The 25,525-nt window shown below is 45.0% G+C and carries 22 protein-coding genes and 1 other annotated feature; of the genes, 9 read left to right on the top strand and 13 right to left on the bottom strand.

The features are described from left to right. Positions 1 to 160 precede the first annotated feature (160 nt). The 12 genes from rplA to QZ371_RS01275 all read right to left on the bottom strand — a co-directional run bounded on the left by rplA (position 161) and on the right by QZ371_RS01275 (position 11,802). Positions 161 to 856 (bottom strand): 50S ribosomal protein L1, encoded by a 696-nt coding sequence (gene rplA / locus QZ371_RS01330; RefSeq protein WP_295207949.1) that lies wholly within the window; start codon positions 854 to 856, stop codon positions 161 to 163. A 103-nt stretch (positions 857 to 959) separates the two neighbouring features. After that, a complete protein-coding gene (gene rplK, locus QZ371_RS01325) occupies positions 960 to 1,385 on the bottom strand; it encodes a 50S ribosomal protein L11 (RefSeq protein ID WP_295207946.1) in 426 nt (141 codons plus the stop codon). A 149-nt stretch (positions 1,386 to 1,534) separates the two neighbouring features. Then, a complete protein-coding gene (gene nusG / locus QZ371_RS01320) occupies positions 1,535 to 2,065 on the bottom strand; it encodes a transcription termination/antitermination protein NusG (protein WP_295207943.1) in 531 nt (176 codons plus the stop codon). 54 nt (positions 2,066 to 2,119) lie between these two features. Further along, positions 2,120 to 2,371, bottom strand: a complete 252-nt coding sequence (secE, locus tag QZ371_RS01315; RefSeq protein ID WP_295207941.1) for a preprotein translocase subunit SecE — start codon at positions 2,369 to 2,371, stop codon at positions 2,120 to 2,122. A gap of 21 nt (positions 2,372 to 2,392) precedes the next feature. Continuing rightward, positions 2,393 to 2,542: a 50S ribosomal protein L33 gene (gene rpmG / locus QZ371_RS01310; protein WP_002848320.1), complete on the bottom strand. Its 150-nt coding sequence runs from the start codon at positions 2,540 to 2,542 to the stop codon at positions 2,393 to 2,395. 473 nt (positions 2,543 to 3,015) lie between these two features. Then, the gene (locus QZ371_RS01305) at positions 3,016 to 3,684 is read right to left on the bottom strand and encodes an HAD family phosphatase (protein WP_295207938.1); all 669 of its coding nucleotides are present in this window, start codon (positions 3,682 to 3,684) and stop codon (positions 3,016 to 3,018) included. Between the two features lie 114 nt (positions 3,685 to 3,798). Next, complete coding sequence (gene cls, locus QZ371_RS01300; RefSeq protein WP_295207937.1) at positions 3,799 to 5,415, bottom strand: cardiolipin synthase; 1,617 nt, start codon at positions 5,413 to 5,415, stop codon at positions 3,799 to 3,801. Positions 5,416 to 5,623: 208 nt separating this feature from the next. Beyond that, positions 5,624 to 6,811 carry a glycoside hydrolase family 5 protein gene (locus QZ371_RS01295; protein ID WP_295207935.1) on the bottom strand — a complete coding sequence of 396 codons (1,188 nt, stop codon included), beginning with the start codon at positions 6,809 to 6,811 and terminating at the stop codon, positions 5,624 to 5,626. 374 nt (positions 6,812 to 7,185) lie between these two features. Further along, positions 7,186 to 8,472, bottom strand: a complete 1,287-nt coding sequence (locus QZ371_RS01290) for an SGNH/GDSL hydrolase family protein (RefSeq protein ID WP_295207932.1) — start codon at positions 8,470 to 8,472, stop codon at positions 7,186 to 7,188. A 175-nt stretch (positions 8,473 to 8,647) separates the two neighbouring features. Continuing rightward, positions 8,648 to 9,790, bottom strand: a complete 1,143-nt coding sequence (ugpC, locus tag QZ371_RS01285; RefSeq protein WP_295207929.1) for a sn-glycerol-3-phosphate ABC transporter ATP-binding protein UgpC — start codon at positions 9,788 to 9,790, stop codon at positions 8,648 to 8,650. 163 nt (positions 9,791 to 9,953) lie between these two features. Beyond that, the gene (locus QZ371_RS01280; protein ID WP_295207926.1) at positions 9,954 to 10,670 is read right to left on the bottom strand and encodes a pseudouridine synthase; all 717 of its coding nucleotides are present in this window, start codon (positions 10,668 to 10,670) and stop codon (positions 9,954 to 9,956) included. A gap of 664 nt (positions 10,671 to 11,334) precedes the next feature. Further along, positions 11,335 to 11,802: a DUF4830 domain-containing protein gene (locus QZ371_RS01275; protein ID WP_295207923.1), complete on the bottom strand. Its 468-nt coding sequence runs from the start codon at positions 11,800 to 11,802 to the stop codon at positions 11,335 to 11,337. 666 nt (positions 11,803 to 12,468) lie between these two features. Here QZ371_RS01275 and QZ371_RS01270 point away from each other — a divergent pair. The 7 genes from QZ371_RS01270 (at position 12,469) to aspS (ending at position 18,812) form a co-directional block, all read left to right on the top strand. Continuing rightward, positions 12,469 to 13,206 carry a P-loop NTPase gene (locus QZ371_RS01270; protein ID WP_295207920.1) on the top strand — a complete coding sequence of 246 codons (738 nt, stop codon included), beginning with the start codon at positions 12,469 to 12,471 and terminating at the stop codon, positions 13,204 to 13,206. An 84-nt stretch (positions 13,207 to 13,290) separates the two neighbouring features. Beyond that, entirely contained in the window at positions 13,291 to 13,698 is a 408-nt protein-coding gene (mgsA, locus tag QZ371_RS01265) for a methylglyoxal synthase (protein WP_295207918.1), read from the top strand. Between the two features lie 39 nt (positions 13,699 to 13,737). Then, positions 13,738 to 13,951 (top strand) — a binding site (T-box leader). A gap of 53 nt (positions 13,952 to 14,004) precedes the next feature. Then, entirely contained in the window at positions 14,005 to 14,616 is a 612-nt protein-coding gene (locus QZ371_RS01260) for a YdcF family protein (protein ID WP_295207915.1), read from the top strand. A 130-nt stretch (positions 14,617 to 14,746) separates the two neighbouring features. Further along, on the top strand, positions 14,747 to 16,075 hold the full coding sequence (hisS, locus tag QZ371_RS01255; RefSeq protein WP_295207912.1) for a histidine--tRNA ligase: 1,329 nt from the start codon (positions 14,747 to 14,749) through the stop codon (positions 16,073 to 16,075). 62 nt (positions 16,076 to 16,137) lie between these two features. Next, complete coding sequence (locus tag QZ371_RS01250; RefSeq protein ID WP_295207909.1) at positions 16,138 to 16,476, top strand: hypothetical protein; 339 nt, start codon at positions 16,138 to 16,140, stop codon at positions 16,474 to 16,476. Further along, positions 16,476 to 16,991: a hypothetical protein gene (locus tag QZ371_RS01245; protein ID WP_295207906.1), complete on the top strand. Its 516-nt coding sequence runs from the start codon at positions 16,476 to 16,478 to the stop codon at positions 16,989 to 16,991. The genes QZ371_RS01250 and QZ371_RS01245 overlap by 1 nt, the downstream gene beginning before the upstream one ends. Before the next feature lie 54 nt (positions 16,992 to 17,045). Continuing rightward, positions 17,046 to 18,812, top strand: coding sequence for an aspartate--tRNA ligase (gene aspS / locus QZ371_RS01240; RefSeq protein ID WP_295208085.1), 1,767 nt, complete (start codon positions 17,046 to 17,048; stop codon positions 18,810 to 18,812). A 216-nt stretch (positions 18,813 to 19,028) separates the two neighbouring features. On the opposite strand, the gene QZ371_RS01235 is transcribed toward aspS, so the two are convergent. After that, positions 19,029 to 20,291, bottom strand: a complete 1,263-nt coding sequence (locus QZ371_RS01235; protein WP_295207904.1) for a cation:proton antiporter — start codon at positions 20,289 to 20,291, stop codon at positions 19,029 to 19,031. A 475-nt stretch (positions 20,292 to 20,766) separates the two neighbouring features. Here QZ371_RS01235 and QZ371_RS01230 point away from each other — a divergent pair, with 475 nt between their 5' ends. Both QZ371_RS01230 and QZ371_RS01225 read left to right on the top strand, forming a co-directional pair. After that, positions 20,767 to 22,002: a cellulase family glycosylhydrolase gene (locus QZ371_RS01230; protein ID WP_295207902.1), complete on the top strand. Its 1,236-nt coding sequence runs from the start codon at positions 20,767 to 20,769 to the stop codon at positions 22,000 to 22,002. 453 nt (positions 22,003 to 22,455) lie between these two features. After that, the gene (locus QZ371_RS01225; RefSeq protein ID WP_295207899.1) at positions 22,456 to 25,401 is read left to right on the top strand and encodes a cellulase family glycosylhydrolase; all 2,946 of its coding nucleotides are present in this window, start codon (positions 22,456 to 22,458) and stop codon (positions 25,399 to 25,401) included. Positions 25,402 to 25,525: the final 124 nt, after the last annotated feature.

Here is a 25,525-nt window from a genome sequence, read left to right as displayed (position 1 = left end):
GGACGGCGTCCTCGACGTCCCCTTGGACGGCGTCCTCTACGTCCCGCTGTTGGTGTCTCGACTATCCTGCGTGACCCGTACTCTATCCGCCAACAAAAAAAGGAACCCACGCCGAAGCGCAAGTTCCTTTGATAGCAATATTTTAAATTCGGGAATCAGATTAGTTGCCGTACTTAGCTGTGCTGATCTTGATTCCAGGACCCATTGTTGAAGCTACAACAACGCTCTTAAGGTACTGACCCTTAGCAGCGGCCGGCTTAGCCTTTACAACAGCGTCGATAAGTGTGTTGAAGTTCTGCTCGAGCTTCTCAACACCGAATGAAGCCTTACCAATTGGGCAATGGATAATGTTAGTCTTGTCGAGACGATACTCGATCTTACCAGCCTTAGCCTCTGTAACAGCCTTAGCTACGTCAGGAGTAACAGTACCTGCCTTTGGGTTTGGCATAAGTCCTCTAGGTCCGAGGATCTTACCAAGACGTCCTACAACGCCCATCATATCTGGTGAAGCAACAACTACGTCGAAGTCCATCCAGTTTTCCTTTGTGATCTTCTCAACGAGATCCATACCGCCAACGTAGTCAGCGCCTGCTGCCTTAGCAGCCTCGTACTTGTCTTCCTTACAGAATACGCAAACCTTTACAGACTTACCTGTACCGTTTGGAAGAACAACTGCGCCTCTTACCTGCTGGTCAGCGTGTCTTGAGTCAACGCCCAGACGAATGTGAAGCTCGATAGTTTCATCAAACTTCGCCTTTGCACCCTTAGCTGCAAGTTCAAGAGCCTCAGGAGCGTCATATTGCTTAGTCTTGTCGATAGCCTTGAAGCTGTCAACATACTTCTTGCCGTGTTTCATTAATATTTCCTCCTCATTAAGTGGTAATACCGACGGTGAAATCGTGTCGGTTAGCGGAAAATTCCTCCCACCATTGCCTGCGCCTAAGCACAGTCCGAATTAATTAATCCTCAACTACAACGCCCATTGAACGGCAGGTACCTGCGATCATACTCATAGCACTCTCGAGGTTTGCTGCGTTCAGGTCTGGCATTTTCTGCTCAGCGATCTTCTGAACCTGCTCCTTAGTGATAGTTGCGACCTTAGTCTTGTTAGGAACGCCTGAACCTGACTCGATCTTGCAAGCCTTCTTGATAAGAACTGCTGCTGGTGGAGTCTTTGTGATGAACGTAAATGATCTGTCTGCGTAAACTGTGATAACAACTGGGATGATAAGACCGATATCGTTCTTAGTTCTCTCATTGAAATCCTTTGTGAACGCCATAATGTTTACACCGTGCTGACCAAGTGCTGGACCAACCGGTGGTGCAGGAGTTGCCTTTCCTGCTGGAATCTGAAGCTTAATGTAGCCTACTACCTTCTGTGCCATTTGTTCGCACCTCCATAATTAAGTGGTAAGGCGAGCGCATAACGCTCTCCCACGTTTCCGGAAGCCGTATATCCGAACCGCCAAAAGCGGTTATGCTTCCATTTCAAACGAATGATATCGCAAAGCCAAATGCCTTGCATTTCCCATTTTTAGTCCTCGGCCTTGATCTGTGTGAGCGGCAGCGTAACAGTTGTTTCTCTGCCGAACATTGATACCTTGACATCAGCTGTCTGAGCCTCCATATCAAATTTCTCAACAGTACCCGTGAAGCCCTCGAATGAACCTGATGTGACCATAACGCTGTCACCTTCCTTGAAGCTGACCTCGATACCTGCGCTTCTGCTCGTTTCAACGCCCAGCGCCGCAACTTCTTTGTCGGAAAGCGGAACAGGTTTTGAAGCAGGGCCAACGAAGCCTGTAACACCTCTGGTATTTCTTACGATATACCAAGATTCGTCCGTAAGAACCATCTTAACGAGAACATAGCTTGGGAACAGCTTTTTCTCAACTTCAGAAGGCTTGTTATCCTTCATTTCGGTAACTGTCTCCATAGGGATACGCACCTCTGGGATAAGCTCCTGAAGATTTCGGTTTTCAACAACCTTTTCAATATTGCCTTTTACCTTATTCTCGTAACCGGAATAAGTATGAACAACATACCACTTTGCTTCTTCTGACACGTTTCTCTGACCTCCATATTGATTGATGTTGTCAAAACCGCAGCGCCTTTGCTATTAAGCACCTATCTTAAGGATAGCCTTGATAGCTGCGCCGAGACCCGAATCCACACCGAAAAGGAACAGCGCCATAACCACCATTACCGTGAGAACAACTCCGGTATTCTTAGTTACCTGCTGTCTAGTTGGCCATACCACTTTCTTTATTTCAGCTTTAAGTTCTCTGAAATACTTTCTGATACCGCCTTTTTTCTTCTCCTTGCCGGCTTCCTTCTTTGAAGACTTAGTAACATCTGTTTTTTTAGCCATTAAAATAGCTCCTTTCAAAAATTACTTAGTCTCTTTGTGAAGAGTGTGCTTCTTACAGAACTTGCAGTACTTGTTCATTTCAAGTCTGTCAGGGTCATTCTTCTTGTTCTTCTTAGTGTTGTAGTTTCTCTGCTTACACTCTGTACAAGCAAGTGTAATTTTTACTCTCATTTCGGCACCTCCTGACGAAATTTATACCCCGCAAGAACATTCAGGGTACGTCTGCCTCCCTCATACGTTTTCACGCAAGCCGCTTTATGCGACCCTGAGGTAACTTATGCTTTCCCACGCCCCAAAAAAGAGCGCAAAAAAATAGACCTCATAAAGAGGTACTACAATTATAACATCTTAATTTTCGTTTGTCAATCATTTGACCGCATCCGTTGTTAATTTTCTGCAAAATTTTTATGAACTGCGTGAATTTGGAGTGAGGAGTGAGGAATGTCGGTATCGCCTAGCAGCGATGGATTTATTTTGTTGCGACCTGCGGTCGCCGCAAGCTGTCACAAAAACTGCAAATCAACGGGCGAACGCTGTTCGCCCCTACAATTTGACATTATACAATGTGATAAAAAAAGGCGAATACTATTCGCCCGAGAAAAAAGATCATCGCCGCTAGGCGATCCTTCACTTCTCATTCCTCACTAAAGTGGAAAACTTCCGTTTTCCACAACGGCGTCCGCAACGGACTTCATTTCCTCCCAGTCGTGGCTGTAATGATCGTTCAGACAGGCAACTGCGAAAAAGTTTCCTGCCTTCGCTCCCTTCACGCCCTCTAGGATATCCTCGTAAACTGCGCATTCACGGGCTTCAAGACCTAGCTTTTGCGCCGCAAGTTCGTAAACGTCGGGGAAGCCTTTTCCTCGAGCGACCTCTTCTGTGGAAACAAAGCAGTCGAAACAATCGAAAATTCCGTTGCGCTTCAAAACAGGCTGGTAAAGCTCCGCCGTGGAGGCTGTCGCAAGGGCGATCTTTTTGCCCTGCTCTTTAAGGCTGCGGACGTATTCCCCTGCATTGCCGCAAAGCCCGATAACGTTTGTGTATTCGTACACCGCCATATCGAACCATTCCTGCATAATGTCCTTTATGTCCTCGCCGAGGGAAAATCTGTCGTTTGTATAAACGGCCGCCTGCTCAAAGTTCATTGCCGACACCATTTTGAAATAGTCGTCGGGAACTTTTATCCCACGCTTGCCGAGAAAATCCTCGTCTATCTTTGACCAAACGTGGTTCGATTTCGTCAGAGTGCCGTCAAGGTCGAAAATGTGGCCTTTGAAGTCTGTTACTTTTATATTTGTGTTTATATTTGTCATATGTTGTCCTTTCGGTATCGTCTGCTTGGGTCTATCAAAATATGTAGGGGCGAACAGCGTTCGCCCGTTATTTGGGCGTTTTTCGACAGTCAATAAATCCATTTCGTTGTGAAATTACAGCAGCGGAGCAAATGTCCTCAGAATTACCGACATAAACCTTGACCAAAAGCTGCGGTTGTTTATATCGTCGTGAGTTATCCTGTGGCAGCGGTTTGCGAACATATCCTCAAAGTCAGCTTTTATGTCCTTTATGCAGCTTGTCTTGTACATATAAGTTGCACACTCAAAGTGCAGATAAAGGCTTCTGTAATCGAGATTTATGGTGCCCACCACCGCAGATTTATCATCGGAGATGAACATTTTTGCGTGGTTGAAGCCGCCTTTGTATTCGTATATTTTCACGCCGAGCTTTTCAAAATCGCTGTAAAATGACTTTGTAATACTGCTGACGTACCATTTGTCGGGTATCTCGGGGGTGATTATCCTAACGTCAACGCCGCTTTTCGCCGCATAGCCCAGCGCCGTCACCATTTCATTATCGGGCACAAGATATGGCGTTGAGATATAAACATAGTCCTTTGCGTTGTTTATCATATCCATATAAACAAGCTCGCCCACGTTTTCATCATCGAGAGGGGAGTCGCCATATGGGATAACATAGCCGTTATCCACCACGTTTTTGATAGTGGGTCTGTACATATTGTACTCGGTCTTTTCCCCCGAAACAACTTCCCACATCTGCAAGAACATCATAGTGAAATTCCACACGCCGTCGCCTTTGAGCATAACGGCTGTGTCCTTCCAATGGCCGAAACGCTCTTTTTGGTTTATATACTCGTCGGCGATATTGACGCCGCCATTGAATGCAACATTGCCGTCGATAACGAGAATTTTTCTGTGATCTCTGTTGTTTTGGATAGACGAAAGCATTGGTCGGAACGGGTTGAAAACAAGGCATTTTACGCCCTGTTCGGTGAGCTTTTTCTTATATCTGAAAGGCAATGTGAACTGCGAACCCATTCCGTCATAAAGCAAACGAACTTCAACGCCCTGCTTTGCTTTTTCGAGCAGTATCTTGACTATCTCTTTCCACATATCGCCGTCATCGATGATGAAATACTCCATAAAGATAAATTCTTTCGCCTTGTGGAGCTCTTCAAGCATAGCGGCGTATTTGTCCTCGCCCAGCGGAAAATATTTGACCTCGGTGTTTGCGCAGGCAGGATATCCGCCGGCCTTGTCAACGTAATTTGCAAGCTTATAAAATTCCCTGTCGTGCTCTTTGAGATATTCCATTATCTTAGGGTCGGGCTTTAGATAAGGCTTTGTGTTTGCGCACTTTTTCGCATACTGATTGCGCACCTTTCGGGTGGAGAACTGATTTTTCAGTATGAAATAAAGCACCACCGTGAAAAGCGGCACTATTATGAGCGGCACTATCCAAGCCAGCTTATAGGCAGGGTTTTCGCTGGAATTAAGTATATATATAGCCAATATTATTGCGACTGTTGAGAAAACAACGTGCAGGTAGGCATAATGCACCGCAAAGCTTTGGAAGATGACGAAAATGAACACAAGCTGGAGCGCCAGCAGCAATATGATAGTGGTTTTCTGCGAGAATATCAAATTGATAAGCTTTTTCGGCTTTTTCTTTTTGATCTTTTCACTTATCTTTTCTTTATTTTCTTTGCTCTCTTTATTTTCTTTTTCGAGCTTGTCCGATCGTTCCAACTTTTCCGCCTCCTATCCTGCACAAATTCGTATCTTTAGCCTATACATAATTTATTATACCATTAAATTTTACTTAATGCAATAGCGAAAAAGAGGATTTTTTGTTCTACATCTCAAGAACTAATGTTCCACGTGGAACATTTTTTACACAGGCGATAAAAAAGGAGCACAGCGACTGCTATGCTCCCATAAATGCTTTTATTTACAATCATTTTCCGATAGCGCCATTAAGTGCCTCAACAAGCCCCTCAGACTGCCAAGTCAGATTTGTGCGGTCAAATACTCCGCCGTCGTCCCAAAGGAACGCCGCCACGCCTATCTCGTAGGTGAGCTTTGTGAACAGCTCGTCAAAGCGAACTCTGTCCGTTTCGTCGTTGCCCTTGCAGTTTCCGTATTCGCCCACGATAACAGGGATATTGTTGTCGATGAAGTTGGTTTTTAGCTTGTTTACGTTGTTTTCCATTGTTTTGACTTCATCATCGCTGCCCCAATTGTGCTGATTTGTGCAAACGCAGAACTCCCAAGGGGTGTAATAATGCACAGAAACTATGCACCTATTTTCGGGGTCGTCGGGCATTTTGAAAAGCTTTGAACAGGTCTTGTCGATATCAGTCCAATAGCCTGCGATCAAAAGATGACGCTCAGGGTTATTTCCGCCCTGCTTTCTGATAAGATCGACAAAGTCTTGATTTATCTTGTTGAGAAGCTCATAAGCCTGATTTGTGCCGAGGTCGTCAAAGCCGACTTCGTTCATCGACTCGAATATGAGCTTGTCGGAATAATTTTCAAAGCGCTTTGCTATCTGCGTCCAAATCTTGTTATACTTTTCGATGAACTTGTCGTAATCTTCGACAGCTTCCGTCCTTATCCAAGCGCCGAAATCGGGGTCTCCACCGCCGTCGTGATGTACGTTTATGATAACATAAAAATCTCTGTCATAGGCGTAATCCACCACTTCTTCAACTCTGTTGAGCCAGTCCTCGTCGATAGTGTAATCATCTGAGAGGTGGTCACGCCAGGTCACGGGAATACGAACGGCGTTGAAGCCGTCTTTTTTCAGCTGGTCGAACATTTCGGGGGTAGTCTTTACATTGCCCCAAAGGGTCTCGTCCACCTCGGCGGAATTTTCGTCCACCTGTCCGTCGCCGTCACGATCAGCGTTGCAGACGTCAAGGGAATTGCCCAAATTCCAACCCAGCTTCATTTCTTTCACAAGATCCATTGAAGTGATATCACGCATTTCAGCCTTTTCGGTGACGTGGCTCGAACTGCCGTCAGATTTTGAACTGCTTGAGTTATCAGAATTTCCGCAGGCTGTGAAAACTACAGCGCTGAGGACTGCCGCCATTGCTGCGGCGAAGGTCTTATTTAAATTTATTTTTCTGATTTTTCTCATTTTCTATATTTCCACCTTTCTTTATATGCAGATCTATGATGTTCAGATTTTTATGTTTCGCAATATTATCATAGCTTTGACTATAAATTTATTATCACAATATATAGTGCGTCTTTATTTTATAGCAAGATTATAGCACGCAATTATAAACAAATAAAGAATGTTTGTGATATATATTATAACGGCGTTGTTAAAGGCTCATATTTGTATATCTGCACTATTTTATCACTCTTTCTTTGTGTATTAACACGAACGCAAAAAAGCCGCCGCAAAGCTTTTATGCTCTGCGGCGGTGATGTGATTTTATATAAATATATTAAACAAATTTCGACAGATCAAAATATAAATATTTTAACCCTTATAAGCTTATATAATTATTCGGTATAACCAAATCCGAGGATAGAGCCGTACTTGTCCTCATCGCCCTCTGCCATTGAAATTTCAACCTTGTAATCGGTGGCTTCGGGCATCATTGCGATATTTATGACCTGAGCATTGCCCCATCCGTTAGGGCTGATAGTGGTATAATCATTTTCGTCATAGACCTCGCCGTCGGCTGTTACCTTGACGTGGAGCTTGCCGAAATCGCCTGCTTTGACTTCCTTATAGATCATATAAAGGAACTTTTTGTCCTTAAACTCGAACACGATCGGGCTGTTATCGCCTGAATTTAAATAAGTCCAGCCTTTTTCAAAGCGGTCGATATTAGAACCTTCCTTCCAGCTTCCCATACTTGTCGGGGTGAGGGTGTCGTTCTCATACAAATGGGCATCAACTTCTCTTGGATTGAAAACCGTGTCAGTCGGCATAACGTAATCGCCCTTTGGCTCGACGTTCATAACGTTGTCGAAATAAAAGTCCACCATTGAAGCCACCAGCTTGTGGCCCTCAACATTCGGGTGGGACTGGTCGTCAGAGAAATCCTGCCAAGTCATTCTATTGTTGGCAAAGAGATATCTCAGAGCGTCGCAATATGATATCATCGGCAGGTCGTAAAACTCGCCTATCTGCTTCATATAATCCTGTGCGGAATGATCTTCTTCAGTAACGGAAAACAGCAAAACAGGGGTGATATTCTTTTGCAGAAGAGTTCTGACTATTGACTCATAAGCGTTCTGATAATCCGCCTCTGTGCCGTCATTGACTGCGAACTCGATAAAGCAGATATCGGGGTCGTATGCCAGCACGTCACGGTCAAGTCGCAGTATACCAAGCTTTGAAGGCGTGCCGCTTATTCCTGCGTTCACATACTTTACGTTATCGCCTGTGCCGAACTTATCGGCGAAATAGTTATAGGTGAGCTTTGCATAGCAATCGTCCTCGCCTGCGGAAATTCCGTATGTTATAGAGCCGCCAAGATATGCGATAGTGACGTCATCGCCAGCCTGTGCTTTCTTTATGACGTTCTGCATCATAGCGGTATTGCCATATGACACCATTGCCTTATCGAGCATAGCTTGGTTCCATTCCTCGTCAGTTTCGGGGATTTTCTCAACTTCTGAGCTTGAAGCTTCCGCCTTGCTTTCGGAGCTATTATCATTTGATTTTGAGCCGCAGCCTGCAAGCGCAGCTGTGCAGAGCATTGCGCTTGTGAGCAGAGCGAGAAGTCTTTTTGCTTTGTTTGTATTGTTTTTGTTTGGATCATTTGTAGTTGTACTCATTATTTTTAGCCTTTCTTATGGATCGAGAAATTGTGTATTTGCAAAACGAAATCGGTTTCAAAGCCGATAAAACACAAAAAGTACGGACAAAGCCGTACTTTTTGCTTATATCAATGTGATATTGTCGATCTTAGTAAACTATGACCTAAAAGCGTTCTGTTACTATTAGTTACTATTAGTTAAGAACAGCCTTCTCAGTCTCCTTATCAAAGATGTGGATCCTGTTAGGATCAATTGCTACCTTGAGCTCATCCTGTGGACGAACGTCAGAACGAGGTGAAACTCTAGCTGTGAGCTGGATACCCTCGCAGTTGAGGTAGAGATATGTCTCAGCACCCATCATTTCAGTTACTTCAACAGTTGTATTGATGATACCTGTTGTAGCCTGAGCGAGGAATGCAGGCTCGTCGTGGATACACTCCGGACGAACACCGAGAACAACTTCCTGATCTACCAGCGGCTCGAGAACTTCAGGATCAACCTTAGACTCTGGAACTGCTACCTGATACTTAACGCCTCTTGTTGTCTTTGTATCTTCAGAACCGAACTCAACAACATACTTGCCGTCTACCTTGAGAAGCTTTGAGTCGATGAAGTTCATCTGTGGTGAACCAATGAATCCTGCAACGAACTGGTTTACTGGATCATTGTAAAGATTTGTTGGCGTATCGATCTGCTGGATATAACCGTCCTTCATAACTACGATACGGTCACCCATTGTCATAGCCTCTGTCTGGTCGTGAGTTACGTAGATGAATGTTGTACCGAGCTTCTTATGGAGCTTGGAGATCTCAGTTCTCATCTGTGCTCTCAGCTTAGCGTCGAGGTTTGAAAGAGGCTCGTCAAGAAGGAATACCTGTGGCTCACGAACGATAGCTCTACCGAGGGCTACACGCTGTCTCTGTCCACCGGAGAGAGCCTTTGGCTTTCTGTCGAGAAGGTGAGCGATGTCAAGGATTCTTGCAGCTTCCTCAACCTTTCTTGCGATCTCGTCCTTTGGAACCTTTCTGAGCTTGAGGCCGAATGCCATATTCTCAAATACTGTCATGTGAGGATACAGAGCGTAGTTCTGGAATACCATTGCGATATCTCTGTCCTTAGGAGCGATGTCGTTTACAAGTCTGTCGCCGATGTAAAGCTCGCCTTCGCTGATCTCTTCAAGACCTGCGATCATTCTAAGTGTTGTAGACTTACCGCATCCAGAAGGACCTACGAGAATGATAAACTCCTTATCCTTGATCTCAATGTTGAAGTCTGAAACAGCGATAACGCCGCCTGCATACTTCTTATAAATTTCCCTTAATGATACACTTGCCATTAAAAAAGGACCTCCCTATTTGAATTTTACTAACTATCCTAATTAGCTATGCTATAATCATAACAAATTTTTAACAGACCCGCAAGAGTTTTTTTTACTAAACTTTATTATATCTCATTATGAATATTGACGAAAATTCACATACAATAGGTAATTACTTACATTAAAACGATTTCGATGTCAATAATCTTTCAACATCTTTGTGCATTATCTCCAAACAGCTTCCCAGCGGTAAATCGGGGTTTAAAGCCAGCTCGCCGATCTTTGTGCGCTTGAGATAAATAACTTTATTCCCCAGTTTTTCAAACATTCTCTTGACCTGATGATACTTGCCCTCGTGGAGCACAACTGTACATTCATTCGGACAGCCTTCCGCCCCTGCAAATTCCGCTGGGAGACATTTCTCTCCCCCATCGATGGTCATACCCTTCGCAAAAGCTTCGGCGTAATTATCCTGCCAAGGGTCACGGAGCTTTACGAAATATGTTTTCGGAACGTGTGTCTTTGGCGACAGCATTCTATGAGCAAGTCCGCCGTCGTCGGTGAGGAGCACAAAACCCTCTGTATCCTTATCAAGTCTGCCTGCGGGAAAAAGCCCCTCACGGAAAAGTTCGGGCGGCACAAGCTCCAGCACGGTCTTTGATTCGCCGTCACGGGTGGAGCAGACCACGCCCTGCGGCTTATTCATCATAATATAAAGAAATTTCTTATAGCTTATATCCTCGCCACGGACTGTGACGGTATCGGTCTCGGAGACCTTTGTGTCGGCGGTCTTAACGGTCTTGCCGTTGACGGAGACAAGCCCCTTGCGGCAAAGCTCCTTTACCATACTCCGTGAGATATCGTTTCGCTGTGAGGATATGAATTTATCAAGTCTCATAGTCTTATAAAAAGTCCTTTGCAGTTAAATGTTTTCGTATGATTATGCCTATTTAGCTTCATTTAAAGATTATAGCATATCAAAGGGCAAAAAGTCAACGAAAATATGGTTTTCGTGGCGTTTGCTATTGACAAATTAGCTGCGCTGGTGTATAATAAAGGCAGAAAAAGAGCACACCGATAGACGGTTGCCCTCGAATCATTGATTAATAACCGCTGAGTTTCTTAGGCTAGGGCGGTTATTTTTTATCCTTTTAATCAGCTTGGTGAGAGCTTTGATAAACTCTGTTGATACTGATATCAAGGCAATAGTCAGTAATATGTAAACAATATCCATACTATCAACCTCACTCCACGCTCGATTTCACCCTAGGTGATACTCCGATCGTTTCTTCGAGAGGACAACCGCCTACCGTTCTGGTATGCTCCGTGTATAATATAGCACAAAAGTGAACATTTGTCAATTTATTTCGTATTTTGTATTTTTACTATTTTTGCCGCCGCTTTTTAGCAGAGCGGTTATTTTTTTTGCAAATTTGCAAACAGCACAACAGCGCACAAAAAGGGCGACCATTGGTCGCCCCGAAAAACAAAATATCATCGCCAAAGGCGATACCTTCATTCCTCACTCCTCACTCCTAACTCCTCACTTCAAGCATCACTCCTCACTTGGAGAGCTTTTTCAAGCCCTGCATAAAGCCGTCAAGCTCCGCAGAGCAAACATCTCCGCCGATGAGCTGACCTTTGCATACGATAAGGTTCGCCCTTATCTCGCCCTTTTTCTCATAGCCTTTGTAGTTTTTTATACGGTATGTATAGACCTCGGCGGTCTCTCCTTTGTATTTAGCAAGATCAAAGCCCTGCTGCTTTTGCAGATCGTTGTACTTTGTGTAGACGTCGTTGAACTCTTTCGGTATCTCGATAGCTTTGCACTCGTCGTACTCTTCTGAGACCTCCCAGCCCATTTCTTTCAAAAACGCCTGCCGCTGGGCTTCGCTTTTCATTTCATATACCGTCGTGCCCGTGAGCCTGCACGCTGTCACGATCACTACCGCAATGAGCACGACTGCACACACTATCGCCCCCACGACCCCTGCCTTCGGTCTTTTGAGCTTTATGGTTTTTATGAACATTCTCCTTTTCCTCCCTTTTCTCGTTGGTCTGTGTTATGTTGTGATGTTCAAGATATCCCTTGTCTGAGGGTTTGTACATTTATATGTCTGTCCTGCGGTTTTATTACTGGTTGATCGTTTGCATATTCGGCCGCAAAATTAAAACGTTTTCGCAAAGACCATTGGTGTACAGAAAATTTCGCTTTTGCCTCACTATTTTCGCATAATTTCGCATAAATGATTACTTGCGCATATCTATATGTATAAACATATAAAGTCTTGTTAAATAAATTTCAAAATTCTTTTTCATAGGTTTAATATTTCCGATGTATAATAAAATATCATCAATATGGATATCTGTATGGTGATATCAAAAATGTAATGCTTTTCATCACGCTTTTGGAATATGGCTTTGTATAATTATGCAGAGTTTGTATATTGTTGTGCAAAATAGCTAAATCGTTATATGAAAATTAATGTGAATTAACGATTTTGCACTTTTTTATGTATTTCTCTTTGACAATTTCAAAAAATGTGGTAGAATATTATTAGGTAACGCTATAACGTCACAGCAAGGCTTTGTGCAAAGACTTGACGTTTTGTGTTTTGTTTTATTTTTATCTATTTATTGATAACGAGTTCTGCGGCTTGGCTGCGGAATCATATATGAAAGGAGCAATGAGTTTTATGTCAAAAATTATTGCAGTTACTTCGGGTAAAGGCGGAACAGGTAAATCTTCTATCAGCGCCTGTCTCGGTTACGCTCTTGCTAAACAGGGCAACCGTACTCTTATCATCGAGCTTGACTTCGGTCTGAGATGTATGGATATTATGCTTGGTATGCAGGGTAATATTACATACGACCTGGGCGACGTTCTTGACGGCACCTGCGACGTATACAAGGCAACTACAACTGTAAAGCTTGCTTCAAATCTCAGCGTGCTTTGTGCACCGTCCGATCCGTTCGTACAGCTCAAGGCTGAGGACATTGAGAAGATCACACAGGAAATGAGAAAGTATTTTGAATACATCATCATCGACACATCTGCCGGTATCAACGGTTCTGTATTTGATATCGTAACGAACTCTGATCTTATCCTTATCGTAACAACTCCTGACCCTGTATGCGTAAGAGACGCAAGAATGATGTCGGACGAGTTCTATAAGAGAGGTAATCAGAAGCAGAGACTTGTTATCAACAAGGCAAACAAGAGAATATTCGAGTTTGACGAAATGGACGACCTTGACGCTATCATCGACACAGTCGGCGTACAGCTTCTCGGCGTTATCCCTGAGGACAGCGCTATCCCGCTTGCAACAGGTAAGGGCGCACCGCTTTCGTCCAGCTCAATGGGCTTCCTTGCATTCTCTGCTATCTCAAGAAGGATCAAGGGCGAGCACATACCCCTTTCAATCAAGGTCTGATAAGCTGAGCAGTTTTCAGGCAGACCCGATCATCTGGACGTATTTTTAAATCACAAATTCATCACATAAAACGGGGGGTTTCCATTGAACATTGCACTTATCGCTCACGACACAAAGAAGGAACTTATGGTACAGTTCTGTATCGCATACTGCGGCGTGCTGAGCAAGCACAATTTATGTGCCACAGGAACAACAGGCAAAATGGTAGCTGAGGCAACTGGGCTCAACGTACAGCGTTATCTCAGCGGCTCACAGGGCGGCGACCAGCAGATCGCTGCGAGAATTTCCTGCAACGAGATCGACCTTTTGCTGTTTTTCAGAGATCCTATCTCCGTAAAGCCGCACGAGCCTAATGATATGAACCTACTTAGGTTATGCGACGTACACAATATCCCGGTTGCGACGAACATTGCAACGGCGGAAGCGCTTATCCACGCACTTGAGCGTGGCGATCTTGACTGGCGTGACATTATCAATCCGTCTGCAATCTAGGCGCATTGATCGATATCGACATATCACATATTTATATAATAGAAAGCGATGAAGAGGAGAGTATGCTTATACCGAGCTTCAGCGAGAGCCGATAGTGAGAGGGCTTGCGGTAGGAATGAGCAGAAGGACGCCTTGGAGCTTCCGCTTGTTTAAGGGCGGACGTATTTCTGCGTTAAAGGAAACTGAGTGATCCGAAGCGGCAAAATGTGTTTCGGATAATTAGGGTGGTATCACGGTAAAAGTCGTCCCTTCTTTAGGGATGACTTTATTTTTTTTGCGAAGCAAAAAACACAAAAAGGCGGTATAATGATGAGAGCCAGCGAGCTTACAAAACTTGCAAAAACTAATATCTCCCGTGAGGTCATTGACAAGCTGCTGTTTGAGGGGCTTGAATATGACGGGCGCTGCGCTGACATTGTTATTGTGCTTGGAAGCCGAAAGGCCTGCGATTATCGTGTGCCTTTGGCGGCGGAGCTTTTTCACGGCGGCAAATGCGCAAGGCTTATGTTCTGCGGCGGAAAGGTGCAGGCCACCAGCCTTGGAGAAATGGCTGAATACAAGTCTATGCTAATTGCGGCGGAAAGGCTTGGCATACCGAGGGAAAATATCATCGCTGAGACTAGGTCGCAGACGACTTGTGAGAACCTTATTTTTGCGAGAGAGATACTTGAAAGGGAACATCCCGACTGCAAAAGCGTTATCATCGTGACGACGGCTTATCATATGCGGCGTGCGCAAAAGCTTGCGGAAAAGATATTCGGGCAGGAGCTTGAGATCATCCCCTGTCCTGCAAGCCGTGGCAGCACTCAGCGAAATAACTGGTTTATGACCGAAAAAGGCAGCAGGACAGCACTTGACGAATGCCTTAAATTCGGTTATTATATAAAAAAAGGTCTTATTGACGATTTTGAAATTTGAAATGTTGTGAATACAATTCTAAGTGTCAGCATTATGTAGGGGCGACCTTTGGTCGCCCGCTATCACGATGTCTGTTTGCAGCTGAACTTGTATGGTCATAACACAAAATACAGAAAGGAATGTAAAATTAATGGCATTGATAGTAAAAAGACCAAAGGGCACGGCTGACGTTGTACCTTCACAGGTCTATAAATGGCACACAGTTGAAAAGATCGTATCAGAAGCCGCTGAACTTTACGGTTTCAAGGAGATACGCATACCGACTTTTGAGGACACAGGACTTTTCGTCCGCTCGGTGGGTGAGACGACGGACGTTGTTCAGAAGGAAATGTACTCTGTTACCGCAGCAGGCGACACAAAGTTCACGCTCCGTCCGGAGGGCACGGCAGGCACTATGCGTGCAATGCTGGAAAACGGCATTATGAACGAAGGCTTCCCACAGAAGGCTTACTATATACTTTCATGTTTCAGACACGAGAAGCCGCAAAAGGGCAGACTGAGAGAGTTCCACCAGTTCGGCTGCGAAATGGTGGGTTCTGAAAGCCCAAGAGCTGACGCTGAGGTCATTTCCCTTGCGAAGAGTATTCTTGACAGAGTTGGGCTTCAAGGAATAAAGCTCAACATCAATTCTATCGGCTGTCCAAAATGCCGAGCAGAATATCACAAGGCATTGAAGGAATATTTCGCCGCAAGAAAGGACGAGCTTTGCGGCACTTGTCAGGAAAGACTTGAAAAGAACCCTATGAGGATACTCGACTGCAAGTCTGAGATATGTCAGGATATCGGCAAAGACGCACCTGTTATACTCGATTATCTTTGCGACGATTGCAAAGAGCACTTTGAAAAGGTGCAGGAATATCTTTCCGTTATGGGCATTGAGTTTAGCATAAATCCAAAGATCGTAAGAGGTCTTGACTATTATACAAGAACAGTTTTCGAGTTCATTTCGACTGATATCGGCGCACAAGGAACGGTTTGCGGCGGCGGACGTTACGACGGCCTTATCGACCAGCTTGGGGGAGCGAAAACCCCTGCTCTCGGCTTTGGAATGGGTCTTGAGCGACTTATCCTCACAATGGAGAGCCAAGGCTGCGACTTTATGGAGCAAAAGACCTGCGATCTTTACATTGCGCCAATGGACGAAAAGGCTGTTGCAAAAGCTATGGCTATCGCAAGCGCTCTGAGAGCGGACGGCTGCTTTGCTGAATACGACCTTGTTGGCAGGGGACTTAAAGCGCAGATGAAATATGCAGACAAGCTCCACGCAAAGTTCGTTATGGTACTTGGCGACAACGAGATCGAAAGCGGCGTTGCAAAGCTCAAGAATATGAGAAGCGGCGAGCAGACTGACATAAAGCTTGACAAAACGGTCTCAGAGAGCTTTTCAAACGCTCTTATGGACGAAATGTTCAAGGATATCGACAGCGAAATGGAAAAGCTTCTTGGGGAAAAGAAGTAAAAAAAGCACAAGCGAAAGTATTTGCGCAAGCGCCTTTTAAGGTGCTGGAAAGGACAAGCAATATGAGATGTGAACAATGCGAAAAAATACCGCTGACCGAGATACACACGCCGCAGGAATATATGCTTTGCGTGGGTTCACTTGCGAGAATGCTTCTTGCAGGCGAGGTGGAAATGACATATCAGACCTGCCCGCTTGACAAGATAATGGACGATGACAACAAGTGGTATTCCGAAAAGCTGTTTCATCAGTTCAGATGTACAAAGTGCGGCACTATTTACGGAATGCTCTGCAACACCCACACGGGCGGACAGATCAAGATAAACGACAAGGTCTTTGACCCTGCTGATTATCCAAGCAAAACTGAAAAGGCTGAAAAAACTGACGAGGGCGATAAATAATGCTGATGATAAGACCCATAAGCTATGAGGTGGAGACGTCCTTGACGCCAAAGCGTGTTATGCGAAAGCTTGACGGCGATCTTATCGAGCACCGCCCCACGATAAACATACTTTCGCAGGGCAGGTTTATGAAAAATCACCGTGAGGAGACCATTTTTTACGGTCACCGCACCGACGCTGAAAGCTTCCAAGTATTTCACCATATGGCGAAAAAGCGTGACGGCGGCTCAACGGGATTTTACGGCAAGGTGGAAAAGATCGAGGGCGGCTCTAGGATATATGGAAAGTTCAGAAAGCCTTTATACGCTTACGTTTTCGGCATAATATGGACGATCGTTGTGCTGTTTTTGACCCTTATGCTGGTGGCATTGAAAGAAAACACCGGTGCGATATGCTTTGCGGCGATATGGATAGTCGGCATATTCATAATGTTCTGGGACAACAAGAAAAAGTTCGTAAGGGCTTATTTGGATAGTTTTCCAACCATAAAGACCGATAAGGGCGACGAGCAATAAAAACCAATATAGCAAATAATAAAGAAGGAAGTAATAAAAATGAAACTTGATACTATGAAAGACCTCCGCAGGACGCATTATTGCGGAGAAGTGCCTGAGACTGAGCAGGAAGTCGTTGTATGCGGCTTTGCGGACAGAGTAAGAGATATGGGCAACCTTATCTTCATCAATCTCCGTGACAGGACTGGACTTGTTCAGCTTGCGTTCAATGACGAGACTGACAGAGCTGTATTTGAAAAGGCTCAGCAGGTAAGAAGCGAATATGTTCTTATGGCAAAGGGCGTTGTACGTCCTCGTGAGAGCGTAAATGAGAAGCTGAAAACAGGCAAGATCGAGGTAGCTGTATCCGATCTGAGGATACTTTCAAAGGCTGAGACAACGCCGTTTGAGGTAACAAATTCCGACAAGGTAAACGATGAGCTGAAGCTCAAGTATCGTTATCTTGATCTGAGAAATCCAAAGCTTCAGAAGAACATCATCACACGTCACAAGATCGCACAGGTGACGAGAGAATACTTTTACAACAACGGCTTCCTTGAGATCGAGACGCCGATGATGATGAAGTCAACTCCTGAGGGCGCAAGAGACTATCTTGTTCCGTCAAGAGTACACGAGGGCAAGTTCTATGCGCTTCCGCAGTCTCCGCAGATATACAAGCAGCTTCTTATGATCTCGGGTTATGACAGATACATTCAGCTTGCAAGATGTTTCCGTGACGAAGACCTCCGAGCTGACAGACAGCCTGAGTTCACGCAGATCGACCTTGAAATGTCATTTGTCGATCAGGAGGACATACAGGCTTGCATCGAGGGATACATTGAAAAGCTGTTCAAGGATATCCTTGATGTTGAGATCAAGCTGCCATTGGCAAGGCTCACATATGCAGACGCTATGAACCGTTACGGTTCTGACAAGCCTGACACACGTTTTGGAATGGAGATACAGGACATTACAGACACAGTCAAGGACATTGATTTTGTTGTATTCAAGTCAGCTATCGAGGCAGGCGGTTCTGTTCGTGCGATAAACGTAAAGGCTGGTGCGGCAACATACACAAGAAAAGAGATCGACAAGCTTGTTGAGCACGCAAAGGGCATAGGCGCAAAGGGTCTTGCGTACATTCGCTGGGCTGACGAGCCGAACTGCTCATTCAAGAAATTCCTTGGCGAGGGCGATCTTGACAAGATACTTGCGGCAACAGGTGCAGAGAAGGGCGATCTTATTCTTATCTGCGCAGACAAGAACAAGGTAGTTCTGCCGACATTGGGTGCGTTGAGACTTATTTGCGGAAAGCGTCTTGGCGTTATCCCGGAGGGTCAGTACAACTTTGTATGGATCACAGAAATGCCGTTCTTTGAATACGATGACGAGAACGACACTTGGGTAGCGGCTCACCACCCATTCACGATGCCTATGGAAGAGTGTCTTGATTATCTTGACAGCGATCCTGCCAACGTTCGAGCAAAGGCGTGGGATCTTGTACTCAACGGCACAGAGCTTTCGTCCGGTTCGATGAGAATAACAGATTACGAGCTTCAGCAGAAGATGTTCGAGGCACTTGGAATGAGCGATGAAGAGATCGAAGCCAAGTTTGGCTTCCTTGTTGACGCATATCGTTATGCCGCTCCACCTCACGGCGGAATGGGCATAGGTCTTGACAGACTTTCGATGATAATCTGCAATGCGGACAGTCTTAGAGATGTTGTAGCCTTCCCGAAGGTACAGAACGCAAGCGAGCTTATGAGTGCTTGTCCTTCGACAGTTGATGAGAAGCAGCTTGAAGAGCTTCACATCAAGACTGTTGTTTCGGATAAAGAATAATACACACCAAAGAAACTACAAAAATTATGTAGGGGACGGCATCCTCGACGTCCCATTTGCTTTGGCATTTTCAATGATTGCATAATAAAACACGGTAGAGTTTTTAGCTCTACCGTGTTTTTATTTTTGTACTTCGGGTGTCTATTGTCGGAGGTAGTTGTGTCGCAAAATCGCTTCGCTGCGCTAGTTTTTGATACGAGTGCAAATTCGGACTTTTTAATCTTTTCTTGACAAGTCCTGAAGCTCCTGCTCATACTCGTGGAATCCTTCAACTGTTTTAAGCAGATCGTCCTTAACAACCTCTTCCTTATCGTTCTTAAACACAAACTTCAAGAACACAGGCGTGATGATCGTCGTTGCAACAACCATTATGATGATCGGCGCAAATACCTCGTCGCCCATAAGTCCAAGCTTCTGTCCTTTCGCTGCCACGATAAGTGCAACTTCGCCTCTGGATATCATTCCCATTGCAATCTGTATACTCTCTTGATTCGTGTACTTGCAAACCTTTGCGCCAAGTCCGCAGCCGATTATCTTTGTGATGATAGCCACAACCAACAGCAGAACTGTAAATATTATCATCTTGCCGTTCATCTTTATTCCGCCCATTGTAAGTCCAATGCTTGCAAAGAATACAGGTGAAAGGAACATATATGAAAGAGTCTCAAATCTGTTGGATATGTACTTTACGTCCTTCTCGCTGGAGATAGCAAGACCTGCGACAAATGCGCCCGTGATATCCGCAACGCCGAACAGTTCAGCTACATATGCCATAAACAGGCAGAATACAAAGGAAATGATAACGTGACGTCTGAGGTCTTTCTTGTCTCTTTTTCTCCACTTTGTAAATACGATGTGATATGCAACTGTGCAGCCGATCGCTACAACAAAGAATGCCACGATCTTGAGCAGAACTGTCATAACGTGTACGCTTGTGTCTGCAAGGCTCGTGATAAGGGTCAGGGCGATGATACCAAGGATATCGTCGATAATAGCTGCGCCGAGGATTGCGTTACCGGCTCTTGTTGAAAGCTTTCCAAGCTCACGAAGCGTTTCGACTGTGATAGATACTGATGTTGCCGTCAGCACAACGCCGATGAAAACGTGCTGCAAGAATGGCGTGCAGGCAAGATCGTCGCCCTTGCCGACACCCATTGCTGCGGCAAGTCCAAGTCCGCCAAGGAGCGGAACTATTACGCCAAGCAATGCGATGATGAATGACGCTTTTCCTGTTTTCTTAAGCTCCTTTATATCCGTCGTAAGTCCTGCGGTGAACATAAGAACTATTACGCCAAGCTCAGAAAGCTCAGAGATGAACTCAGTCTCCTTTACTGCTCCGAGGACGGCAGGGCCCAAGATAACGCCTGCGCAGAGAGCGCCGACGACCTGCGGCAGCTTCATCTTCTTTGTAACAAGACCGAGAATTTTTGTTGAAAGCAGAATAAGTGCAATAAACAATATATAATTGTACTCTTCCATTGATGATTACTTCCTTCCCTATTTGGATTTTCGCAAAAACAACGATCTACGAAGCCGAGCTTCGCAGATCGCCGTTGATCCACAAGCCTTATTATAACACCGCAGTCCATCAAAGTCAATAAGTTAAATGTTCATATCGAAAAAAGTTCATTGTTTTTTAAGGCAAAAACGGCATACTGTTTTTGATAGTGGAAAATGTTGTTTTTATGATAAAAATGCTGTATACAAGCTATATATTATTAATATGAAGCAACTGCCAAAAATATTGGTAATGAACGACTGAAAAAACTGCGCACACATATTTGAAAACATTATACAAAGCGATAAATCAAACGGGCGAACAATGTTCGCCCCTACCCTCAAAAAAGACTTGCAAAGGAAAGTATTGTGTGATATAATGTAATGGTAAAAATAATAAGCATTTTTTGAGAGATTATCTTGAAAAATGGGAAGATCGAAAGGAAAGGTAATATTTATGAGAGTAAAAAAATGGCTGGCTTCATCACTTGCCCTGCTTATGATGATCTCAGTAGTCGGCTGCGGCGACTCTTCCAGCAGCTCAAAGAGCGATAGCTCCGCTGACTCTGCGGCAAGCGGCAACACAAGCTACTACACGCCTGTCGTGCCCGAGGCTGCAATGCCTGAAAAGGACTACGCCACAACTACTGACGGCTCTGCAAAGGTAACAGTCGACGGAACAAAGTTTACAGTCGGCGGCAAGGAGCTTTGGATAAACGGCGTAAACTCCCCTTGGGATAAGTGGAACGACTTCGGCGGCGGATTCAATTTCGAGTTCTGGCAGGATCATTTCGCTAAGCTTCACGAGTCGGGCGTAAACGCTGCAAGAATTTGGATCGTTTGTAACGGCGATGTTGGTATGCTCATCTCCGCTGACGGCACGTTCGACGGTGCAACAACAGCTCATTGGGAAGACCTTGACAACCTGTTCTATCTCGCTGAGCAGTATCAGATCTACATAATGGCAACAGTTCAGTCCTTCGATAACTTCAAGGATCAGAACCAAAACTATGAAGCTTGGAGAGCCCTTGTACAGGACAGCGACAAGACCGACAGATTTGTTGACAACTATATCGTTCCGCTGGTTGAAAGATACGGCAAGAGCGATTACTTCTGGTCAGTTGACCTTTGTAATGAGCCTGACTGGGTCGTTGAGAACGCTGAGTGCGGCACACTTGATTGGAAATATCTCCAGCAGTATTATGCAAAGGCTGCTTCCGCTATCCACGCAAATTCTGACGTGCTGGTAACAGTTGGTATGGGTATGATAAAGTACAATTCCGATAACCAGCAGGGCAACGTTATTTCCGACTCTGCCCTTCAGAACGCAATCACGGGCGATAAGTACGACAAGAGCCTTGCTTATGTTGACTTTTATTCAACACATTGGTACACTTGGATGCAGAAGATGTGGGGCTATCCTTTCGAGATGACGCCTGTTGACTTCGGCCTTGACGGCACAAAGCCTTCCGTTATCGGCGAGTGCCCGGCAGTTTCCGAGGGAACGAGCTTCGATATCACTTCCGCTTATGAGTCCGCTTATAACAGCGGTTGGAACGGCGTAATGGCCTGGAAAACAAGCGGTTCTGACGACGGCTGCGGATTGTGGCTCGATATCCAGCCGGCTATCGAGAAAATGGCAGGCATTTGCCCTGACAAGATCTTCCCTAACGGCAAAAAGGACGTAATGTAATATTGTTTTTTCGGAGAAAAAATTTGTACCGTCTGTCTTTATGGCAGGCGGTATTTTTTTGCGCTGCATTTGCGCAATGCGATACAAATTATATAAAATTTTAGCATATATAAGAATATTTATCGCCGCAGCCATAAGCATTTACGGGATATTCCAGCGATTAATTTAAAAATATGAACATTTGCTATATCCCCACAAAAAACGGCTCGGTTATTTGTCTAATAAGCGTATTTCTTTAAGCCGCAGAGTATGCTATAATTTACTTTGTAAGATTATATTTTTATACTTTTATGCCTATGCAGTATTTTTTATGTATTGAAAGTGAGTTTGCCGTCAATTTATTTGTAGGGGCGAACAGCGTGCGCCCCTTTGATAGACAACTTCTTTAAACCGAAAGAAATATGCTTATGGCATATCTGTAAGAAATTTATTGATTAGAAAGGATCTGAAAAAATGACTGCAAGATTTGCACGGACAAAAAAGGCTTTAAGCCTGCTGATGTCGCTTCTTATGACGATATCAGTTTTCGCTGGGCTTGACCTTGGCGAAGTCAAGGCGCAGGCGCTTTCGGACGGTGAGCTTCAAAACGCTGACACAGCGGCGATACTGACCGATATGGGTCTTGGCTGGAATTTGGGCAACTCCCTTGACGCCACAGGCACAGGACTGAACTCTGAGACCTACTGGGGCAATCCAAAGACCACTCAGGAGCTTATCGACGCCGTAAAGGCGCAGGGCTTCAACACGGTGAGAGTTCCTGTTTCTTGGGCTAAACACACCACAGGCGATAATTACACTATCGACAAACAATGGCTCGCAAGGGTAAAGGAAGTCGTTGACTATTGCTACAACGACAATATGTATGTTATCCTCAATATACACCACGACAACAACTCCAGCAGCAACAAGAACGGCAAGGGTTATTACCCATCCTCTTCAAGCTACACCAACGCTGAGAATTTCGTTTCAAATATCTGGTCGCAGGTGGCTGATTACTTCAAGGATTATGACTATCATCTGATATTTGAGACACTTAACGAACCTCGTCTTATCGGCACAGGCAGCGAGTGGTGGTTCAATAAGTGGAACCCCGGCAGCGAGGTAAACGACGCTATCAGCACCATCAACAAGCTTAATCAGAAGGCTGTTGACGTTATAAGAGCTTCGGGTTCAAACAATACAAACAGACTTATTATGTGCCCGGGCTATGACGCTTCTATCGACGGCGCAACTGTTTCAAGCTACAAGCTCCCTACTGATATTTCGGGCAACAAGAACAGGATCGCAATAGCTATCCACGCTTACAGCCCTTACAACTTCGCAATGAATGTTGGCAGCGGCTCGACTTCAACTTATTCAACTTCTATCAAAAACGAGCTCAAGAGCCTTTTTGACACTATCAAGACCAATTTCACAGACAAGGGTATCCCTGTTGTTATGGGCGAGTTCAGCACCACCGACAAGAACAACACAGCAGAGCGTGTAAAGTGGGCAAAGGACTACACTTCACAGGCTAAGGCGCTTAATATTCCTTGTATGCTTTGGGACAACAACGCTTTCGCACAGTACAAAAACGGCAAGATCGTGCTCAATTCCGAGTATCACGGCTACATAAACAGAAAGGACAACACGGTATCAAGCCCTGCGAAGGAAGTTATCGAGGCGCTTATGATACCATACGCAAAGCCAACTCTCAACATCAGCGTTTCGTCCTCTCTGAGCCTTACTTACGGCGAGACAAAGAAGCTTAGCGCAACGGCTACCATCAGCGGCGCAAGCCTTTCATACAAGAGCAATTCCGACATTTGCTCAGTTGACGCAAGCGGAAATGTAACGGCGCTCAAGGCAGGCACAGGCACTATCACTATCACAGCTTCCGCAGAGGGCTTTGACGATGTGACAAAGACTGTCAATGTAACAGTTTCAAAGAAGTCAATTAGCGGCGCAAGCGTTCAGCTTTCGTTCTCCTCCGCCAACTACACAGGTTTTGCTATTATGCCGAGTGCAACTTTGACCCTTGGCGGCAAGATACTTTCAGCAGAAACAGATTACACAACAAGCGTCAAAAACAACGTAAACGCAGGCACAGCAACAATTGCTTTCTCAGGTATCGGCAATTACACAGGCAGCATTTCAAAGACTTTCACTATCGTTGGTACTGACATCGCAAAGACTGTTATCACAGTAGCGAAAGAGACTTACGTTTATTCTGGCAGCGCTTACAAGCCTGCTGTAACAGTTCAGTATGACGGAAAAACTCTCACAGAGGGCACAGATTATTCTGTTTCGTACTCTTCAAACACAAATGCAGGTACGGCAAAGGTAACAATTACCGGCAAGTGCGGCTTCACGGGAACATATTCCGAAAGCTTCACTATTGCTCCAAAGGACATAAGCGGTCTGACTGCGCAGGTGGCAGCTTCCGCTGAATACACAGGCAGCAACATTACTACAGCCGTTACAGTAAAGGACGGCACGAAGGTACTTTCCACAAGCAGCTACACTATCGCATACAAAAACAACAAGAACATCGGCACGGCGACTGTAACTATCACAGGCAAGGGCAATTACACAGGCACTATCACGAAAACATTTGATATCCTGCCTGCAAAGCAGACAATGCAGAAGCTTGAAACACGTTACAAGGGCTTCTTTGCTGACTGGGCGCAGAAAGGCTCTGCAACGGGTTACGAAGTCGAATACAGCACGAATGCAAACTTTATCGGCAGCTTTGTGAGAAAGCTCACAGCCAACAAGCCTGACACAGCAACAGTTTCGGGTCTGACGGCAGGCAAGACATATTATGTTCGTGTACGTTCGTACACAAACGTTGGTGGAAAGATCTATTACGGCGCTTGGTCGGACAAGAAGAGCATTGTGACAGCAAAGTACGATATCACAAAGGCAACAGTTTCGGGCATTGCGAACAAGTCCTACACAGGCAAGGCGATAACACAGAGCGTTACTGTTAAATACAGCGGCAAGACCCTTAGAAACGGCACAGATTACACAGTATCTTACAGCGCAAACAAGGCCATCGGCACGGCGACTGTTACTATCACAGGCAAGGGTCAGTACGGCGGCGTTATCAAAAAGACTTTCAAGATCAACCCTGCAAAGCAGGAGATTCAGAAGCTGACGGCTAAGTCAAAGGCGTTCTTTATCGACTGGGCGCAGAAAGGTTCTGCAACGGGCTATGAGATACAGTACGCAACAAATTCAAGCTTCAAGAGCCCTGCAAAGGTGACTGTCACAAACAACAAGACGGACACAAAGACTATCTCGAAGCTTTCGGCAAACAAGAAATATTATGTCAGAGTTCGTTCATACACGACTGTCAAGGGCGTAAAATATTACGGCGCTTGGTCGGCTGTTAAGAGCGTGACTACTAAGAAATAAAGTTCAAATAACATATATCTAAAATAAACGGACTACAAAAAAAAACGGGCGATCGCTGATCGCCCCTACATTAAAAACGCTTGATTGCGTGTAGGGGCGACCTTCGGTCGCTCGCTTTTTTTGC

The organism is Ruminococcus sp. (genome assembly GCF_019423705.1).
Lineage (GTDB): Bacteria > Bacillota > Clostridia > Oscillospirales > Ruminococcaceae > Hominimerdicola.
This window is presented reverse-complemented; position numbering and strand designations above follow the sequence as displayed.